Below are 14,236 nucleotides of genomic sequence, written 5' to 3'. Positions count from 1 at the left end.
GGAGACGACGGGACGACCCGTACGGTGCCTAGACCCGCAGGTAGAACCGGAGGGTGATCCAGGCGGTGGCGGCGCTGATCAGGCCACCGACGCCGGCCATCAGCGGGAAGACGAACAGGATGTCACCCCAGCTGATCGGCGACATCAGGCCCTGCAACGCCTTGAGTGATCCGTCGAAGAGCAGATATTTCGCTGCCACCAGGGCCACCAGGCCGAGCAGTGAGCCGATCAGGCCGGCCACGACGGCCTCCAGCACGAACGGCGCCTGGATGAACCAGTTGGACGCGCCGACCAGCTTCATGACCGCCACCTCACGCCTCTTGCTGTACGCGGCGACCTGGATGGTGTTCGCCACCAGGAGCAGCGCGGCGACGGCCATCACGATCGCGGCGGCGAGGGCGATGTTCTGGATCGCGGTGAGGACGTCGAAGATCTTGTCCAACAGTCGACTCTGGTCGACGATCTCGTCGACGCCCTCGGTGTCCTTGTACTTGTCGTAGATTTCCTTGTATTGCTCCGGGTTGTTCAGCTTGAGCCGGAACGACTCGGGCAGCTGGTCCGGCTTGACCGCGTTCACCAGGTCCGGCGCGTCCTGGTACATCTCCTGGAACTTCTTGTACGCCTCGTCCTTGTTGACGTAGGTGACAGCCTTGACCAGGGGGTCGCCGTCGAGCTGAGTGTTCAGGTCGGTGCGCTGCTGCTCGCTCACCTCCTGGTTCAAGAAGATCGAAACCTCGATGTTCTTGTAGTAGAGGTCCTTCATGTCGTCAACCTGGCGGTACATGAGACCGCTGGCACCGAGCATGGTCAGCGAGACCGCCATCGTGATGATCATCGCGACGGTCATGGTCACGTTGCGCCACAGTCCGACCAATACCTCGGACAGGACGTATTTCACGCGCATCGGGATTTCCTCCGGGTCTCCGGCATGAAGTGTTCGTCGTCAGGCTGCGCAGGGGTGGAGCGCCGGCTCACCCGTAGACGCCGCGGGCCTGGTCACGCACGATACGGCCGCTCTCGATCTCGACGACGCGGCGGCGCATCTGGTTCACGATGTTGGAGTCGTGGGTGACCATCACGACGGTCGTGCCGGTGCGGTTGATCCGGTCCAGCAGACGCATGATCTCGATCGAGGTGTCCGGGTCCAGGTTTCCCGTCGGCTCATCCGCCAGCAGGATCAACGGGCGGTTCACGAACGCCCGGGCGACGGCGACCCGCTGCTGCTCACCACCGGAGAGCTCGTGCGGATAGCGGTGCTCCTTGCCACCGAGCCCGACCAGCTCCAGCACCTCCGGCACGACCCGGCGGGCAACCGCCTTGGTCTTGCCGATCACCTCAAGGGCGAACGCCACGTTCTCGTAGGCGGTGCGGTTCGGCAGCAGCCGGAAGTCCTGGAAGACACAGCCGATCGAGCGCCGGAAGTGGGGTCGCTTCCAGGAACGCATCGAGGTGACGTCCTTGCTGTTGACGATGACCCGCCCCTTGTTCGGGGCGACCTCGTGCAGCAGCATCTTGATGATCGTGGACTTGCCGGAGCCGGATGGACCGATGAAGAAGACGAACTCGCCCTTCTCGATCGAGACGGACACGTTGTCGAGCGAAGGCCGGGACGCCTTCGGGTACGTCTTCGTCACTTGCTCAAGCTGAATCACGGGTGGTGAGTCTACGCGGTGTAACAACTTAGCCAAGTCCCACGCCCCGCAGAAGCAGCGCGCGTCGTCGATTCAGGCCTCTACCTGGAGATCGACGACGCGCTCCGCCCGCGAATCGTCACGCACCGTCGCCGGCGAGTTGCCGCTGCTTGCGCCAGCGGATACCAGCCTCGATGAAGCTGTCCAACTCGCCGTCGAAGACCGCGCTCGGATTGCCGGTCTCCTGCTCGGTTCGGAGATCCTTCACCATCTGATACGGGTGCAGGACGTAGGAGCGCATCTGGTCGCCCCACGAGCCGGCGGCGTTCTCCTTGAGACCCTCCAGCTTGGCCTGCTCCTCTTGGCGCTTGCGCTCCAACAGGCGAGCCTGGAGGACCCGCAGCGCGGAGGCCTTGTTCTGCAGTTGGGACTTCTCGTTCTGGCAGGTCACCACGATGCCTGTCGGAATGTGCGTGAGCCGGACCGCCGAGTCGGTGGTGTTGACGCTCTGCCCACCGGGGCCGGAGGAGCGGTAGACGTCGACGCGTACCTCGTTCTCGGGGATGTCGATGTGGTCGGTCTGCTCGGTCACCGGCAGGACCTCGACGCCCGCGAAGCTGGTCTGCCGGCGGCCCTGGTTGTCGAACGGGCTGATCCGGACCAGCCGGTGGGTGCCGGACTCGACGCTGAGGGTGCCGTACGCGTAGGGCACCTTGACCGCGAAGGTGGCCGACTTCAGACCCGCCTCCTCGGCGTACGAAGTCTCGTAGACCTCGGTCGGGTAGCCGTGCCGCTCCGCCCAGCGCAGGTACATCCGCAGCAGCATCTCGGCGAAGTCCGCCGCGTCCACACCACCGGCGCCGGCCCGGATGGCGACGAGCGCCTCTCGGGAGTCGTACTCGCCGGAGAGCAGGGTGCGGACCTCCATCTCCTGGATGGCCTTGGTCAGCCCGGTGATCTCCACCTCGACCTCGGCCAGCACACCCGGGTCGGATTCGGCCTCGGCCAACTCCAGGAGCACCCGGGCGTCGTCGAGCTGGGAGCGCAGGCTGCCCAGCTTGCTGATCTCGCCGTTGACGTACGACAGCTGCGAGGTCACCTGCTGCGCCTTGGCCTGGTCGTCCCACAGGTCAGGGGCGGAAGCCTCCTGCTCCAGTCGGGCCTTGTCCTCGTGCAGGCGGTCCAGGTTGAGGACGGCCTCGATGTTGCGCAGGGTCGCGTCGAGTTCCTTGAGCTGTTCGGCGTAATCGGCAGCGGTCACGACAGACAAGCGTACTGTGCCGCGACCGGAGCAGCTCGTTCCGTATGCGGGAACTTGCCGATCGTCACCCGACGGGGGCGGACTTCAGCCACGACAGCGCAGCCCGGTGGTAGGCGACGGCGAACTCCAGCGCGCTGGCGTCGTACGTCTCGCCGTCCCGTTTGGCGTTCTTGACCTGCTCCCGGACCTGCGCCAGGGCCTCGGTGTGGTATTCGTTGGCAGAGGCGTACAGGCTCTTGAGCTGGCTCGCGGAGTGCAGGTTGCCGAAGGCCATCCGGAGCGCGATCGGGTTGCGGATGGTGTCCTTCCCCGGGTTCTCCGCCAGCCAACGGGAGAATGTCCGTTTTCCGCTGGCAGTGAGCGCGTACGGTTGGCTCATCCGCGGGCCCGGCTTGCCGAGCCGCACGTAACCTCGCTCGGCCAGCACCGGCAACTCCCGGTAGACCTGACTGCGTGTCATCGACCAGTACGGCGCCAGTCGGCGCTCAGCGGCGGCCATCAACTGACCGCCTGTCATGGGCCCCTCGTGGAGCAGCCCGAGCAGGGCCGCCGCCGTGGGGTTGACTCCGGATTCCGCCATGCCCGTTACGCTGCCACTTTGCGGTGCCGACGTCCAGGTTTTGACGGTTTGCCACCCAAAGGACTTCCTAAGTGCACTGTCGGCGACAGACTGTCCGTTGAGGACTATCGATGGATTGCGACAAGCCGGGCCGACCCGCCGACGGCGCTGCGCGCGCCGCCGGCGGGTCGTGGCAGGTCAGCCCATGTGGGGGTACGTGTGGTCGGTCGGCGGAACGAAGGTCTCCTTGATCGTCCGCGGTGACAGCCAGCGGACCAGGTTGAGCCAGGAGCCCGCCTTGTCGTTGGTGCCACTGGCCCGCGCGCCGCCGAACGGCTGCTGCCCGACGACCGCCCCGGTGGGCTTGTCGTTGATGTAGAAGTTGCCTGCGGCGTACCGCATCCGCTCGCCGACCGCGTCGATCACCCGGCGGTCGGTGGCGAAGATCGACCCGGTCAGCGCGTACGGTGCGATCGACTCGGCCTGCGCGACCACCTCGTCGAAGCGCGCGTCGTCGAAGACGTGCACGCCCAGGATCGGCCCGAAGTACTCGGTGGTGAAGGTCTCGTGGGCGGCGTCGGAGCACTCGAAGAGCGTCGGCCGGACGAAGTAGCCGACCGAGTCGTCGGCGGTGCCGCCGGCAAGCACCCGGCAGGAGTCGTCCCCAGCGATCAGCTCGAACGCGGCGGTGTGCCGGGCGAAGGCCCTGTCGTCGATCACCGCGCCGCCGAAGTTGCCGAAGTCGGCCACGTCGCCGTAGGTGAGCGAGTCCGTGGTGGCGGCCAGGCGGTCCCGCAGCCCACCCTCCCAGAGCGAGCGCGGCACGTACGCCCGGGAGGCCGCCGAGCACTTCTGGCCCTGGTATTCGTAGGCGCCCCGGATCAGCGCGGTGTGCAGGGCGTCCACGTCGGCGCTTGTGTGCGCGACCACGAAGTCCTTGCCGCCGGTCTCGCCGACCAGCCGGGGGTAGCCCCGGTAACGCGCGATGTTGTCGCCGACGGTCCGCCACAACTGCTGGAAGACCTTTGTCGAGCCGGTGAAGTGGATGCCGGCCAGGTCCGGGTCGGCGAGCACGACGTCGGAGACCTCCTCGCCCCTGCCCGTGACCATGTTGATCACGCCGGGCGGAAGGCCGGCGGCCTCGAACAACCGCATGGTGAAGTGCGCGGCGAACTGCTGGGTCGGGCCCGGCTTCCAGATCACCGTGTTGCCCAGCAGGGCCGGCGCCGACGGCAGGTTGCCGGCGATGGCAGTGAAGTTGAACGGGGTGACCGCGTAGACGAAGCCCTCAAGCGGGCGGTGGTCGAAACGGTTCCAGACGCCGGGCGACGAGGCCGGCTGCTCCTCCAGCAGGCGGCGGGCGAAGTGCACGTTGAACCGGAGGAAGTCGATGAACTCGCAGGCCGCGTCGATCTCCGCCTGGATCGCGGTCTTCGACTGGCCGAGCATGGTGGCGGCGTTGAGGGTGTCGCGCCACGGGCCGGCGAGCAACTCGGCAGCGCGCAGGAAGATCGCGGCGCGCTCCTCGAACGGCAGCGCCCGCCACATCGGGGCGGCGGACTTGGCCGCCTTGATCGCGGCGCGGGCGTCGTCGTGGGTGGCGTGCGCGGTCACGCCGAGCACGTGGGCGTGCTTGTGCGGCTGCACCACGTCGATCGGGTCACCGGCGGCCATCCGCTGCTCGCCGTCGATTGTCATCGGCAGGTCGATGCGCTCGGCGGCCAGCTCGGTCAGCCGCCGCTGGAGCCGCTCCCGGTCTCCGCTGCCCGGCTCGTAGTTGCGAACCGGCTCGTTGCGCGGCTCGGGTACGGAGAACACGGCATCCATCAACGCTCCTGGCGATATCGACAGCGGTGGCGAAACCGGACCCGCGCGCACCGACCGGACGGCCGGGCACCGAACGCCGCACGGCGTGGCCGAGTAGCAGCGGGACCTCCCCCGATTCTTCCATGCGGGCCTGGTCACCTCACCTCCACCACCGCCCTGTCGCCAAGGACCGATCCCCTCTCCGTTCCTTACCGCCCGGCCTCGATCGGGTGATCCGTACACCCGGGTCGCCGGCATGGCGGGTGGCTGTCCGGAGGGGCCAAGCTGGTCCTATGCGGCGCGGCCGTCCCAGGGTCGGTGGGCACTCCACCGGGCCCGCGTACCCTGAATGGCGGTGACCTGCCGCCTCGAAGGGGAGACGATGACCAAGCAGCCCGGCCGCGCCCCAGCCGCGGAGTCGGACCAGCCGGCGGGCGACGCGACCACCCCCGACGCTCAGTTCGCGCCCGCGCCCGGCGCGGCGGTGCTCGCGCTGCTGACGCTCGGCTGGCTGGCCGCGATGCTCTGGTCGACCCGGGAGGCCATCACCTCGGCCGCAGAGGGGATCACCGCGATCAGCCTCTCCGCGTTCGCCCTGCCCGGCGTGATCTCGGCCGCGTTGGTGGCCGGAGCCGCCACTGCCCTGGCCTTCGGCAACCTGCTGTCCCGCCGGTACGGCGACTCGATCACCCTGCGGTTCGTCGGCGCGATCGGCGCGGGGATGCTCGTCGGGCTGGCCGCCGCGCTGGCGATCAACCTCACCTACTTCGACACCTCGACCACAAACGTGATCGCCGGCACCACGGCTGCCGCCGCGATCATCGGTGGCGCGGTCGCCGGCGCGCGGACAGCCCCGCCGGTAGGCGCGGTGGTGGCCGCCGCGCTTGGCACGCTTGTCTTCGTGGTCGCGTTCAGCCGCGCCCGGGACCCGCTGTTCAACCTCTTTGGCGCGGGCGACACCCAGCAGTCCCTCGTCGACGCGGCCAAGTGGGTCTCGCGCACCGAGTCGCTCGTGGGCGGGCTGCTCGCCGGGCTGCTCGCCTTCGCCTACCTCACCTGGGCCCGGCGGCGAGCCCTGCGACGCGACCCGAACGCGGCGGCGCTGCGCTGGCCGGCGTACCTGATCGCCGGCGCCGGGCCGGGGCTGCTCCTGCTGCTCGCCGAGGTGATCATCCGGGTCGGCGGCCGTTCGCTCCTGGATCTGGCCAGCAAGCTCAGCGAAGCCGACGCGGTGGCACAGACGTCGCTGGGCACCTCACGGGTGGACAACGGCATCTGGGTGCTGTTCGTGGGCGCGCTGACCGCGCTCATCGCGTTCGGCCGCACCCTCGGCCCGACCCCCACCGACGACGAGCCCACCTCGACCGACGGCCCGGACGCCGCCGCGCCAGTCCGCCCGGCCGAGACGGCCGACGCGGGCGAGTCGGACCTGGCCGATCCGGACGCCGTCGACGCCGGCCCGGCCCGCTGACCAACCACCGCACGCGCTGCCACACGGCCCGCTGGGCCGAGTCGGGCCTGAGGCCTTCTGGGTGCCCGCTGACCGGGTGCCCGCTGACCGGGTGCCCGGGTCAGTCCGCGGCGCGTAGCAGTTCGTCCAGCTCCGACACGTCGTACCACTCCAGTTCGTGATCCTCGGCGCCGTCGACGGTGAACTGCGCGTCCGGGTCCCCGGCGGCGGCCTCGGTCACCACGTCGGCCGCCGCGGCGACCTCCTCGACGGCGTCCGCGCCGTCGACGTGGATCGCCGCGACAGCGCCCTGCGGCACGGCGCCGGCCAACATCACAGTGCTGGAGCCCAGCTCACCGTCACCCCGACCGAGCGCGGCCGGCGGCAGGTCGACCGAGACGACCACGCGGCGGCGGGGCGCCGCCGGGTCGGCCCGGAGCAGGTGCAGCGCGTCCTGGGCGGCCCGGGTGAACGCGACGTACTCCAACTCCTCCTCGTCGCCCTCGGCGTACCACTCGCGCAGCGCCGGGGTCACCGCGTGCGCCTGGTCGGCGGTCAGCCCGTGCTCGCGCAGGCCGGCCAGCATCGGTACGGTCGCCGGCACGTACACCCGGACAAGCTCGTCGGTCACCTGTCGTCTCCCCGCTCACAGTCCTCCACCGGCGGCCGCCGGCACGGGCGCAGATCATGCCGCACGCCGTGACCGTCATACACCTCGCCTGCGGTCGGAGGAAGTTTTCCGCCGGTGTGTCCGCCGGTGATTGGCTCCGCATTCGGCCAGCCGGTGTTGGGCGGTGGGGCTTGTCGGTGGCAAACTGAGGCAAACGACATCAACCCCGGGAGTTGTCTGTGGAGCCGAGGTTCCTGCTGCTCTCCGACGTGGCCACCGAGCTGAACGTGTCGGACTCGCAGGTCTACCACATGGTCCGCAGCGGGGAGCTGCCGGCGATCAAGATCGGCGGGCGCGGGCAGTGGCGGGTCGAGCGTGCCCGGCTGGAGGAGTACATCGCCCAGAAGTACGCCGAAACCGCCGACTGGGTTCGCGGCAACCCCCTCGTCGACCGCGAGCCCGAGTAGTCGGTCGTGATCCACTCCAGACCGCCGACATGGCGGTGTCCGACCTGCTCGGATGCCGCGACATCGGCGACATGGAATCGATCACACCAGTGCGGCTGGTGATTCCCTCGTGAGCATTGACCGGGGCCATTCTATCGCTCAGAATCAGAGCTGTCGGAGGCAAACGAAAGCAAACGCAAGATCAATGGGGGCAGCGATGAGCGAGTGGCGACCCGGTCCCTCCCGACCACCCGTGCGGCTGCGCCCGGTCCCGCCCATCGACCCGCCATACCCGGACGAGACATACTGGCCGGCACCCACCCACGGCCAACTCGCCCTCGACCTGTTCGCCGCGAACCGACCGGACCCGGTCCGGCCCGTGGATCGGCGCGCGGTCCTCCGTCGGGTGCCCACCCGACCCACCACCCACCCAGGTGCCCCGTTGCCACCGGCGACGGCCCCCGAGGCGACCCGGGCCGCGCACCGCTTCGTCGGCACGTGCCTGGAGGTGGTCAACGGCTACCGGTCACCGGCGCAGATCCGCCCACTGCTCGACCCGGGGCGTGCCGTCGAACTGCTCACCGAACTCGCCCGGGCGACCGGGCGGGCCGGGCCGATCCGTCGCCGTGCCGCGCGACCGGCGGTCCGGCTGCTCCGGTTGCGGCTCTGCGAGCCTCGGGAAGCCGCGGTCGAGGCGGCCGCCGTCCTCACCGGCGCGGGCGGTCAGAACTGGGCCATGGCGCTGCGCCTGGAACACCGCCGTGGGCGTTGGCTCTGCACAGCGCTGCAGGTCCTCTGACAGCGGCCCGCACATGGCGCCCCCGGGAGGCCGGGGTGTTCGCGGCGGCCCCACCACCGGCCACCGCCGACTGATCAGCTCGACTTCCTGGAAGTCGGGCCATCGGACAGGGGCGGATACACCGACTTCCGGGAAGCCGTGACGATCTTCATCGTCGCGTCATGCGTAGGTGGCGGCCCATTCCTAGGCGGCCAACCAGGCGAGGTGCACCGGCCCGGAGACGCCGACAGGCCCCGGCCTGGTGGGCCGGGGCCTGTCGCACGTGCTGTCGGTCAGTTGCCGCCGTTGGGGGCACCGTGGCAGCGCTTGTACTTGCGACCCGAGCCACAGGGGCACGGCGCGTTGCGGGACGGGCCGTTGCTCGCCTCGGCCTGGTTGGGAGCGGCTCGACGGGAAGCTGCCGACGGGACCGCCGGACCACGCAGCCCGGAGCCCGGCCGCTGCGGCGAGGACGGAGCAGTGCGACCCGGTGCCGCCGGGGCACCCGGTGCCGGACGACCCACGCCGAGCGCCGGCGCCTGCTGCTCCGCCTGCTCGACGGCGACCGCGCCAGGGCTGGACTCGCCGTCGATCGTCGGGGCGGAGTATTGCAGGCCCTGCCGCTGCGGCGCCCGGTTGAGGCCCTTGGCCCGGATCTCCACCGGCTTGTCGAGCAGCGTGACCTCGTCCGACTCCTCGGTGGCTTCCGGCTCGGTGACCTGGACATCCATGTTGTAGAGGAAGCCGACCGTCTCCTCCTTGATGCCGTCCATCATGGTGGCGAACATGTCGAAGCCCTCGCGCTGGTATTCCACCACCGGGTCGCGCTGGGCGTACGCCCGGAGGTTGATGCCCTCCTGGAGGTAGTCCATCTCGTAAAGGTGCTCACGCCACTTGCGGTCGATCACCTGGAGCAGCACCATCCGCTCGAGCTGGCGCACCCCCTCGGCGCCGAGCTGCTCCTCGCGGCGGTCGTACGCGGCGTGCGCGTCCTCCTTGAGGCGGGCGACCAGGAAGTCGGCGTCCATGCCGGCCCGCGAGCCGCCGGCCTCCTCCTCCAGCTCCTCGATCGTGAGGCCGACCGGGTAGAGCTGCTTGAGGTTGGACCAGAGCTGCTCGAGGTCCCAGTCCTCGCCGTAACCGTCGGAGGTGGCACCCCGCACGTACGCCTCGACCGTTTCGTCGATCATGTTGCGGACCTGGTCGGACAGGTCCTCGCCGTTGAGCACCCGCAGCCGCTCGGCGTAGACGACCTTGCGCTGCTTGTTGAGCACCTCGTCGTACTTGAGGACGTTCTTGCGGATCTCGGCGTTCTGGCCCTCGATCTGGGCCTGGGCGCTCTTGATCTGCCGGGTGACCATCTTGGACTCGATGGGCACGTCCTCCGGGATGTTGAAGCGCTCCATCACCGCCTCGACCGCACCGGCCCGGAAGCGCCGCATCAGCTCGTCCTGCAGCGACAGGTAGAAACGGGACTCGCCCGGGTCACCCTGCCGGCCGGCGCGACCGCGCAGCTGGTTGTCGATCCGCCGGGACTCGTGCCGCTCGGTGCCCAACACGTAGAGGCCGCCGGCGGCGGAGACCTCGTCCGCCTCGGCGTCGCAGGCCTGCTTCCACGTGGGAAGGACCTCCTCCATCGCCTTGGCGTACTCCTCCTCGTTCTCCAGCGGGTCGAGGCCGCGCTGGCGCAGCTCGTTGGCCGCGAGGAACTCGGGGTTGCCGCCGAGCAGGATGTCGGTGCCTCGGCCGGCCATGTTGGTGGCCACGGTGACCGCGCCCTTACGCCCGGCCTGGGCGACGATCTCGGCCTCCCGCGCGTGGAACTTGGCGTTCAGCACGTTGTGCGGGATGCCGCGCCGACGCAGCAACTGGGAGAGGATCTCGGAGTTTTCCACCGAGACGGTGCCGACGAGCACCGGCTGGCCCATCTGGTGCCGCTCGGCGATGTCCTCGATTACCGCGTTGAACTTGGCCTTCTCGGTCTTGTAGATGACGTCCGGCCGGTCCTCGCGAACCATCGGGCGGTGGGTCGGGATCGTCACGACGCCGACCTTGTAGACCTTGTTGAACTCGCTCGCCTCGGTCTGCGCCGTACCGGTCATCCCGGACAGCTTCTCGTAGAGGCGGAAGTAGTTCTGGAGGGTGATGGTGGCCAGGGTCTGGTTCTCCTGCTTGATCTCCACCCCCTCCTTGGCCTCGATCGCCTGGTGCATGCCCTCGTTGTAGCGACGGCCGTGCAGGATGCGACCTGTGAACTCGTCGACGATCAGGACCTCACCGTCGCTGACGATGTAGTCCTTGTCGCGCTTGTAGAGCTCCTTGGCCTTGATGGCGTTGTTGAGGTAGCCGACAAGCGGAGTGTTGACCGACTCGTACAGGTTGTCGATGCCGAGCCGGTCTTCCACCTTGGCGACGCCGCGCTCGGTCACCGCGATGGTGCGCTTGGAGTGGTCGACCTCGTAGTCGCCCTCGCCGTCCTTGCCGGGCTGGAGGCGGGCCACCACGCCGGCGAACTCGCCGTACCAGCGGGCCGAGTGCTCGGCCGGGCCGGAGATGATCAGCGGGGTGCGTGCCTCGTCGATCAGGATGGAGTCGACCTCGTCGACGACCGCGAAGTTGTGGCCGCGCTGGACCAGCTCTTCCTTCGACCAGGCCATGTTGTCGCGCAGGTAGTCGAAGCCGAACTCGTTGTTGGTGCCGTAGGTGATGTCGCACTCGTAGGCGGCCTTGTGCTCGCTGGCCGGCCGGTTGGGCAGCACCACGCCGACGGTCAGCCCGAGGAACTCGTGCACCCGACCCATCCACGCCGCGTCACGCTGGGCGAGGTAGTCGTTGACGGTGATCACGTGGACGCCCTTGCCGGACAGCGCGTTGAGGTAGACGGCCATGACCGAGGTCAGCGTCTTACCCTCACCGGTCTTCATCTCGGCGATGTTGCCGAAGTGCAGCGCCGCCCCGCCCATCACCTGGACGTCGTACGGGCGCTGGCCGAGCACCCTGGCGGCCGCCTCGCGGGCCACCGCGAACGCCTCCGGCAACAGGTCGTCGAGGGTCTCGCCCTCGTCGAGCCGTTCCCGGAACTGTTCGGTCATGCCGGCCAGTTCCTCGTCGGTGAGGTTGATGTAGTCGTCCTCGATCGAGCTGACGGCATTGGCGATGGCCTTGAGCCGGCGCACCATGCGGCCCTCGCCCGCGTTAAGGACCTTTTCCAGAATCGACACGGATCAACGCTCCCCTAGACAGTCTCGAACCATCGTAGGCGCTCCCTCGGCGCAATGGTCACTGGTGGCGGTGGTCCATCCCGTCGAACCCGACATAACTCGCGTGCTGGGGACGATATCCGGTTACGCCGTCGGCGAACGTTCCGGCAGGATGCACGGGTGGACCCTGCGGAGATCATCGAGGACGGAGTGCTGCTGCGGCCCTGGCAGGAGGCGGATGCCGACGCCGTGCACCGTGCGTGCCAGGACCGCGACATTCAGCGCTGGACCACCGTACCGCGCCCATATCGGCCGGAGCACGCACACGGCTTCGTCACGGAGATCAGCGGTCGAGCCTGGGCGGAGGGCACCGGGGCGCCGTTCGCGGTCTGCGATCCGGCCACCGGGGAACTACTCGGCTCCGGCGGGCTGGTCTCCATCGCCGACGACGGCACCGGCGAGATCGGCTACTGGACTGCCCCCTGGGCGCGCGGGCGGGGCGTGACGGTCCGCGCCGTCCGGGCGGTGGCCCGCTGGTCCTTCCAGACGCTCGGCCTGCGCCGGCTGATCTGGCAGGCCGAGGTGGGCAACCACGCCTCCCGGTTGGTCGCGCTCCGCGCCGGGTTCCGGATCGACGGTCGGGTTCGGCTGGCCGACCCGACGCCGGGCGGCGGCCAGGACGCCTGGATCGGCTCGCTGCTGCCCGGCGAGGTGCCCGAGCCCGGGTCCGCCGGTCCGGCCAGCCGGGGCACTCTGGTGGCCCGCCGGGCCGCGGTCTTCGGTCGCCCGCAGCCGACCCTGTTCGCCACGGCCCCGGTCGGTGAGCTGCGAATCCGGCCGATGGAGGAGCAGGATCTGGACGCCGTGGTGCGGACCTGCCAGGACCCGGAGACCATCCGCTGGACCACCGTCCCGGACCCGTACGAGCGCGCCGACGCCCAGTGGTACCAGGGCTTCGGCCAGGCTGCCTGGGCTCGGGGGGACGCCGCCTGTTTCGTGATCGCCGACCCGGACGACAGGTACGCCGGCTCGCTCGACCTGCGCCTGTCCCCCGCCGATCCGCTGCTCGCCGACGTGGGGTTCATGACCGCCCCGGCGGCTCGCGGTCGGGGCTACCTGCCAGCCGCGCTGCTCGCGCTGAGCACCTGGGGTTTCACCACGCTGGGTCTGGCGCGGATCGAGTGGAAGGCGAACGTGGGCAACGACGCCTCCCGCCGGGCCGCCGAGAAGGCGGGCTTCACCTTCGAGGGGATCGCCCGTGGCGGGGTGTCGCACCGGGGCAAACGTACCGACGTGTGGGTGGGCGCGCTGCTCGCCGAGGACCTGACATGACGGGGCAGCCTGTCGTCGAGGCGCACGGGGTGCGGCTGCGGCCGTTCCGGGCCGACGACGTCGCGGACGTGGTCGACGGCTGCTCCGACCCGCTCAGCCAGCGGTTCGTGTCGAGCATGCCGACGCCGTACACCGAGGTCGACGCCCGTTGGTGGATCGAGGCCGGCGCGCCCGCGACCTGGGCCGGGGGCGGCGCCGCGTACGCCATCGCGGACCCGGCCACCGACCGGCTGCTCGGCGGGGTCGGCCTGAGCAACCCGGTGCCCGGCCGCAGCCAGGCCGAGATCGGCTATTGGGTACGGCCGTCGGCGCGCGGCCGTGGGGTGGCGACCGCCGCCACCCGCGCGTTGGGCGAGCACGCGTTCGCCAACGGAACACGGCGGCTGGAGTTGCTGACCGAGCTGGAGAACGCGGCCAGCCAGCGGGTCGCGCTGGCCGCCGGCTACCGGTACGAGGGCCTGCGCCGGTCGGCCGGCCAGCACCGGGACGGTGGTCGGCACGACCTGCTGGCCTGGGTACGCCTCGCCGAGGACCCGCCCGGCCCGGTCGCTCGCCTGCTGCCCGACCTGCCCGGCGGGGTGCTCACCGACCAGGTGGTGGCCCTGCGCCCGGCCGGGCCGGACGACGCGGAGTGGATGTACCGGCTGCACAGCCGACCCGAGGTGGTGGCGAACCAGGCGCCGCCGGTGCCGCCGACCCGGGAGGCGTTCGAGCGGCGCTGCCGGCTCGCGGAGAGCGGCTGGCTGACCGGCGACCTCGCCCGTCTGCTGATCACCGACGTGGCCACCGGTGAGCCGGCGGGGAGTTGCGGCTTGTCGTACTCGGACGTGCGCAGCGGCGAGGGGTCGATCGGCTACGCGCTGCTGCCCGAGTGGCGGGGCCGCGGGTACGCCACCCGCGCGGTCCGGCTGCTCGCCGGCTGGGCGTTCGGCCCGGTCGGGATGGCTCGGCTCACCGCCGGCACGGTGCCGGAGAACACCGCCTCACACCGGGTGTTGGAGCGGGTCGGGTTCGAGCGCGAGGCCCTGCAACGGGGCCGTCTGCCCGGGCTGGCCGGCACTCGCCTGGACGACCTGACGTTCGCGCTGCTGCCGGACGGCCTGCGCTGACGAATCATGGAGTTGTGGTGGGGTCGTTTCCCCACCACAACTCCATGATCAACA

General features: G+C 70.0%; 12 protein-coding genes. 5 read left to right on the top strand and 7 right to left on the bottom strand.

Features of this window, described 5'->3' with window-relative positions; all coding sequences use genetic code 11:
* Positions 1-28: 28 nt before the first annotated feature.
* The 5 genes from ftsX to pruA form a co-directional block, all read right to left on the bottom strand.
* On the bottom strand, positions 29-904 hold the full coding sequence (ftsX, locus tag ACFY2Q_RS06230) for a permease-like cell division protein FtsX (RefSeq protein ID WP_387128094.1): 876 nt from the start codon (positions 902-904) through the stop codon (positions 29-31).
* Positions 905-971: 67 nt separating this feature from the next.
* A complete protein-coding gene (gene ftsE, locus ACFY2Q_RS06225; RefSeq protein WP_328423791.1) occupies positions 972-1,652 on the bottom strand; it encodes a cell division ATP-binding protein FtsE in 681 nt (226 codons plus the stop codon).
* 118 nt (positions 1,653-1,770) lie between these two features.
* Complete coding sequence (gene prfB / locus ACFY2Q_RS06220) at positions 1,771-2,892, bottom strand: peptide chain release factor 2 (protein ID WP_387128093.1); 1,122 nt, start codon at positions 2,890-2,892, stop codon at positions 1,771-1,773.
* A 64-nt stretch (positions 2,893-2,956) separates the two neighbouring features.
* A complete protein-coding gene (locus ACFY2Q_RS06215) occupies positions 2,957-3,472 on the bottom strand; it encodes a PadR family transcriptional regulator (protein WP_387128092.1) in 516 nt (171 codons plus the stop codon).
* A gap of 177 nt (positions 3,473-3,649) precedes the next feature.
* The gene (gene pruA, locus ACFY2Q_RS06210) at positions 3,650-5,278 is read right to left on the bottom strand and encodes an L-glutamate gamma-semialdehyde dehydrogenase (RefSeq protein ID WP_387128091.1); all 1,629 of its coding nucleotides are present in this window, start codon (positions 5,276-5,278) and stop codon (positions 3,650-3,652) included.
* Positions 5,279-5,639: 361 nt separating this feature from the next.
* Between pruA and ACFY2Q_RS06205 the strand changes: the two genes are divergently transcribed.
* The gene (locus tag ACFY2Q_RS06205) at positions 5,640-6,728 is read left to right on the top strand and encodes a hypothetical protein (protein WP_387128090.1); all 1,089 of its coding nucleotides are present in this window, start codon (positions 5,640-5,642) and stop codon (positions 6,726-6,728) included.
* Between the two features lie 100 nt (positions 6,729-6,828).
* Here ACFY2Q_RS06205 and ACFY2Q_RS06200 read toward each other — a convergent pair whose 3' ends face one another.
* Entirely contained in the window at positions 6,829-7,338 is a 510-nt protein-coding gene (locus ACFY2Q_RS06200; protein WP_387128089.1) for a DUF6912 family protein, read from the bottom strand.
* A gap of 218 nt (positions 7,339-7,556) precedes the next feature.
* On the opposite strand from ACFY2Q_RS06200, the gene ACFY2Q_RS06195 reads away from it, so the two are divergent.
* Together ACFY2Q_RS06195 and ACFY2Q_RS06190 are read left to right on the top strand one after the other, a co-directional pair.
* A complete protein-coding gene (locus tag ACFY2Q_RS06195; RefSeq protein WP_357008733.1) occupies positions 7,557-7,784 on the top strand; it encodes a helix-turn-helix domain-containing protein in 228 nt (75 codons plus the stop codon).
* 196 nt (positions 7,785-7,980) lie between these two features.
* Positions 7,981-8,562, top strand: coding sequence for an Rv3235 family protein (locus ACFY2Q_RS06190; RefSeq protein ID WP_387128088.1), 582 nt, complete (start codon positions 7,981-7,983; stop codon positions 8,560-8,562).
* A 272-nt stretch (positions 8,563-8,834) separates the two neighbouring features.
* On the opposite strand, the gene secA is transcribed toward ACFY2Q_RS06190, so the two are convergent.
* A complete protein-coding gene (gene secA / locus ACFY2Q_RS06185) occupies positions 8,835-11,762 on the bottom strand; it encodes a preprotein translocase subunit SecA (protein WP_387128087.1) in 2,928 nt (975 codons plus the stop codon).
* Positions 11,763-11,921: 159 nt separating this feature from the next.
* On the opposite strand from secA, the gene ACFY2Q_RS06180 reads away from it, so the two are divergent.
* On the top strand, positions 11,922-13,073 hold the full coding sequence (locus ACFY2Q_RS06180; RefSeq protein WP_387128086.1) for a GNAT family N-acetyltransferase: 1,152 nt from the start codon (positions 11,922-11,924) through the stop codon (positions 13,071-13,073).
* Positions 13,070-14,182, top strand: a complete 1,113-nt coding sequence (locus tag ACFY2Q_RS06175) for a GNAT family N-acetyltransferase (RefSeq protein WP_387128085.1) — start codon at positions 13,070-13,072, stop codon at positions 14,180-14,182. The genes ACFY2Q_RS06180 and ACFY2Q_RS06175 overlap by 4 nt, the downstream gene beginning before the upstream one ends.
* The last annotated feature ends 54 nt before the right edge of the window (positions 14,183-14,236 follow it).

Origin of the sequence: Micromonospora sp. NPDC000316 (assembly GCF_042898885.1) — a bacterium.
Taxonomy (GTDB): domain Bacteria; phylum Actinomycetota; class Actinomycetes; order Mycobacteriales; family Micromonosporaceae; genus Micromonospora.
This window is presented reverse-complemented; position numbering and strand designations above follow the sequence as displayed.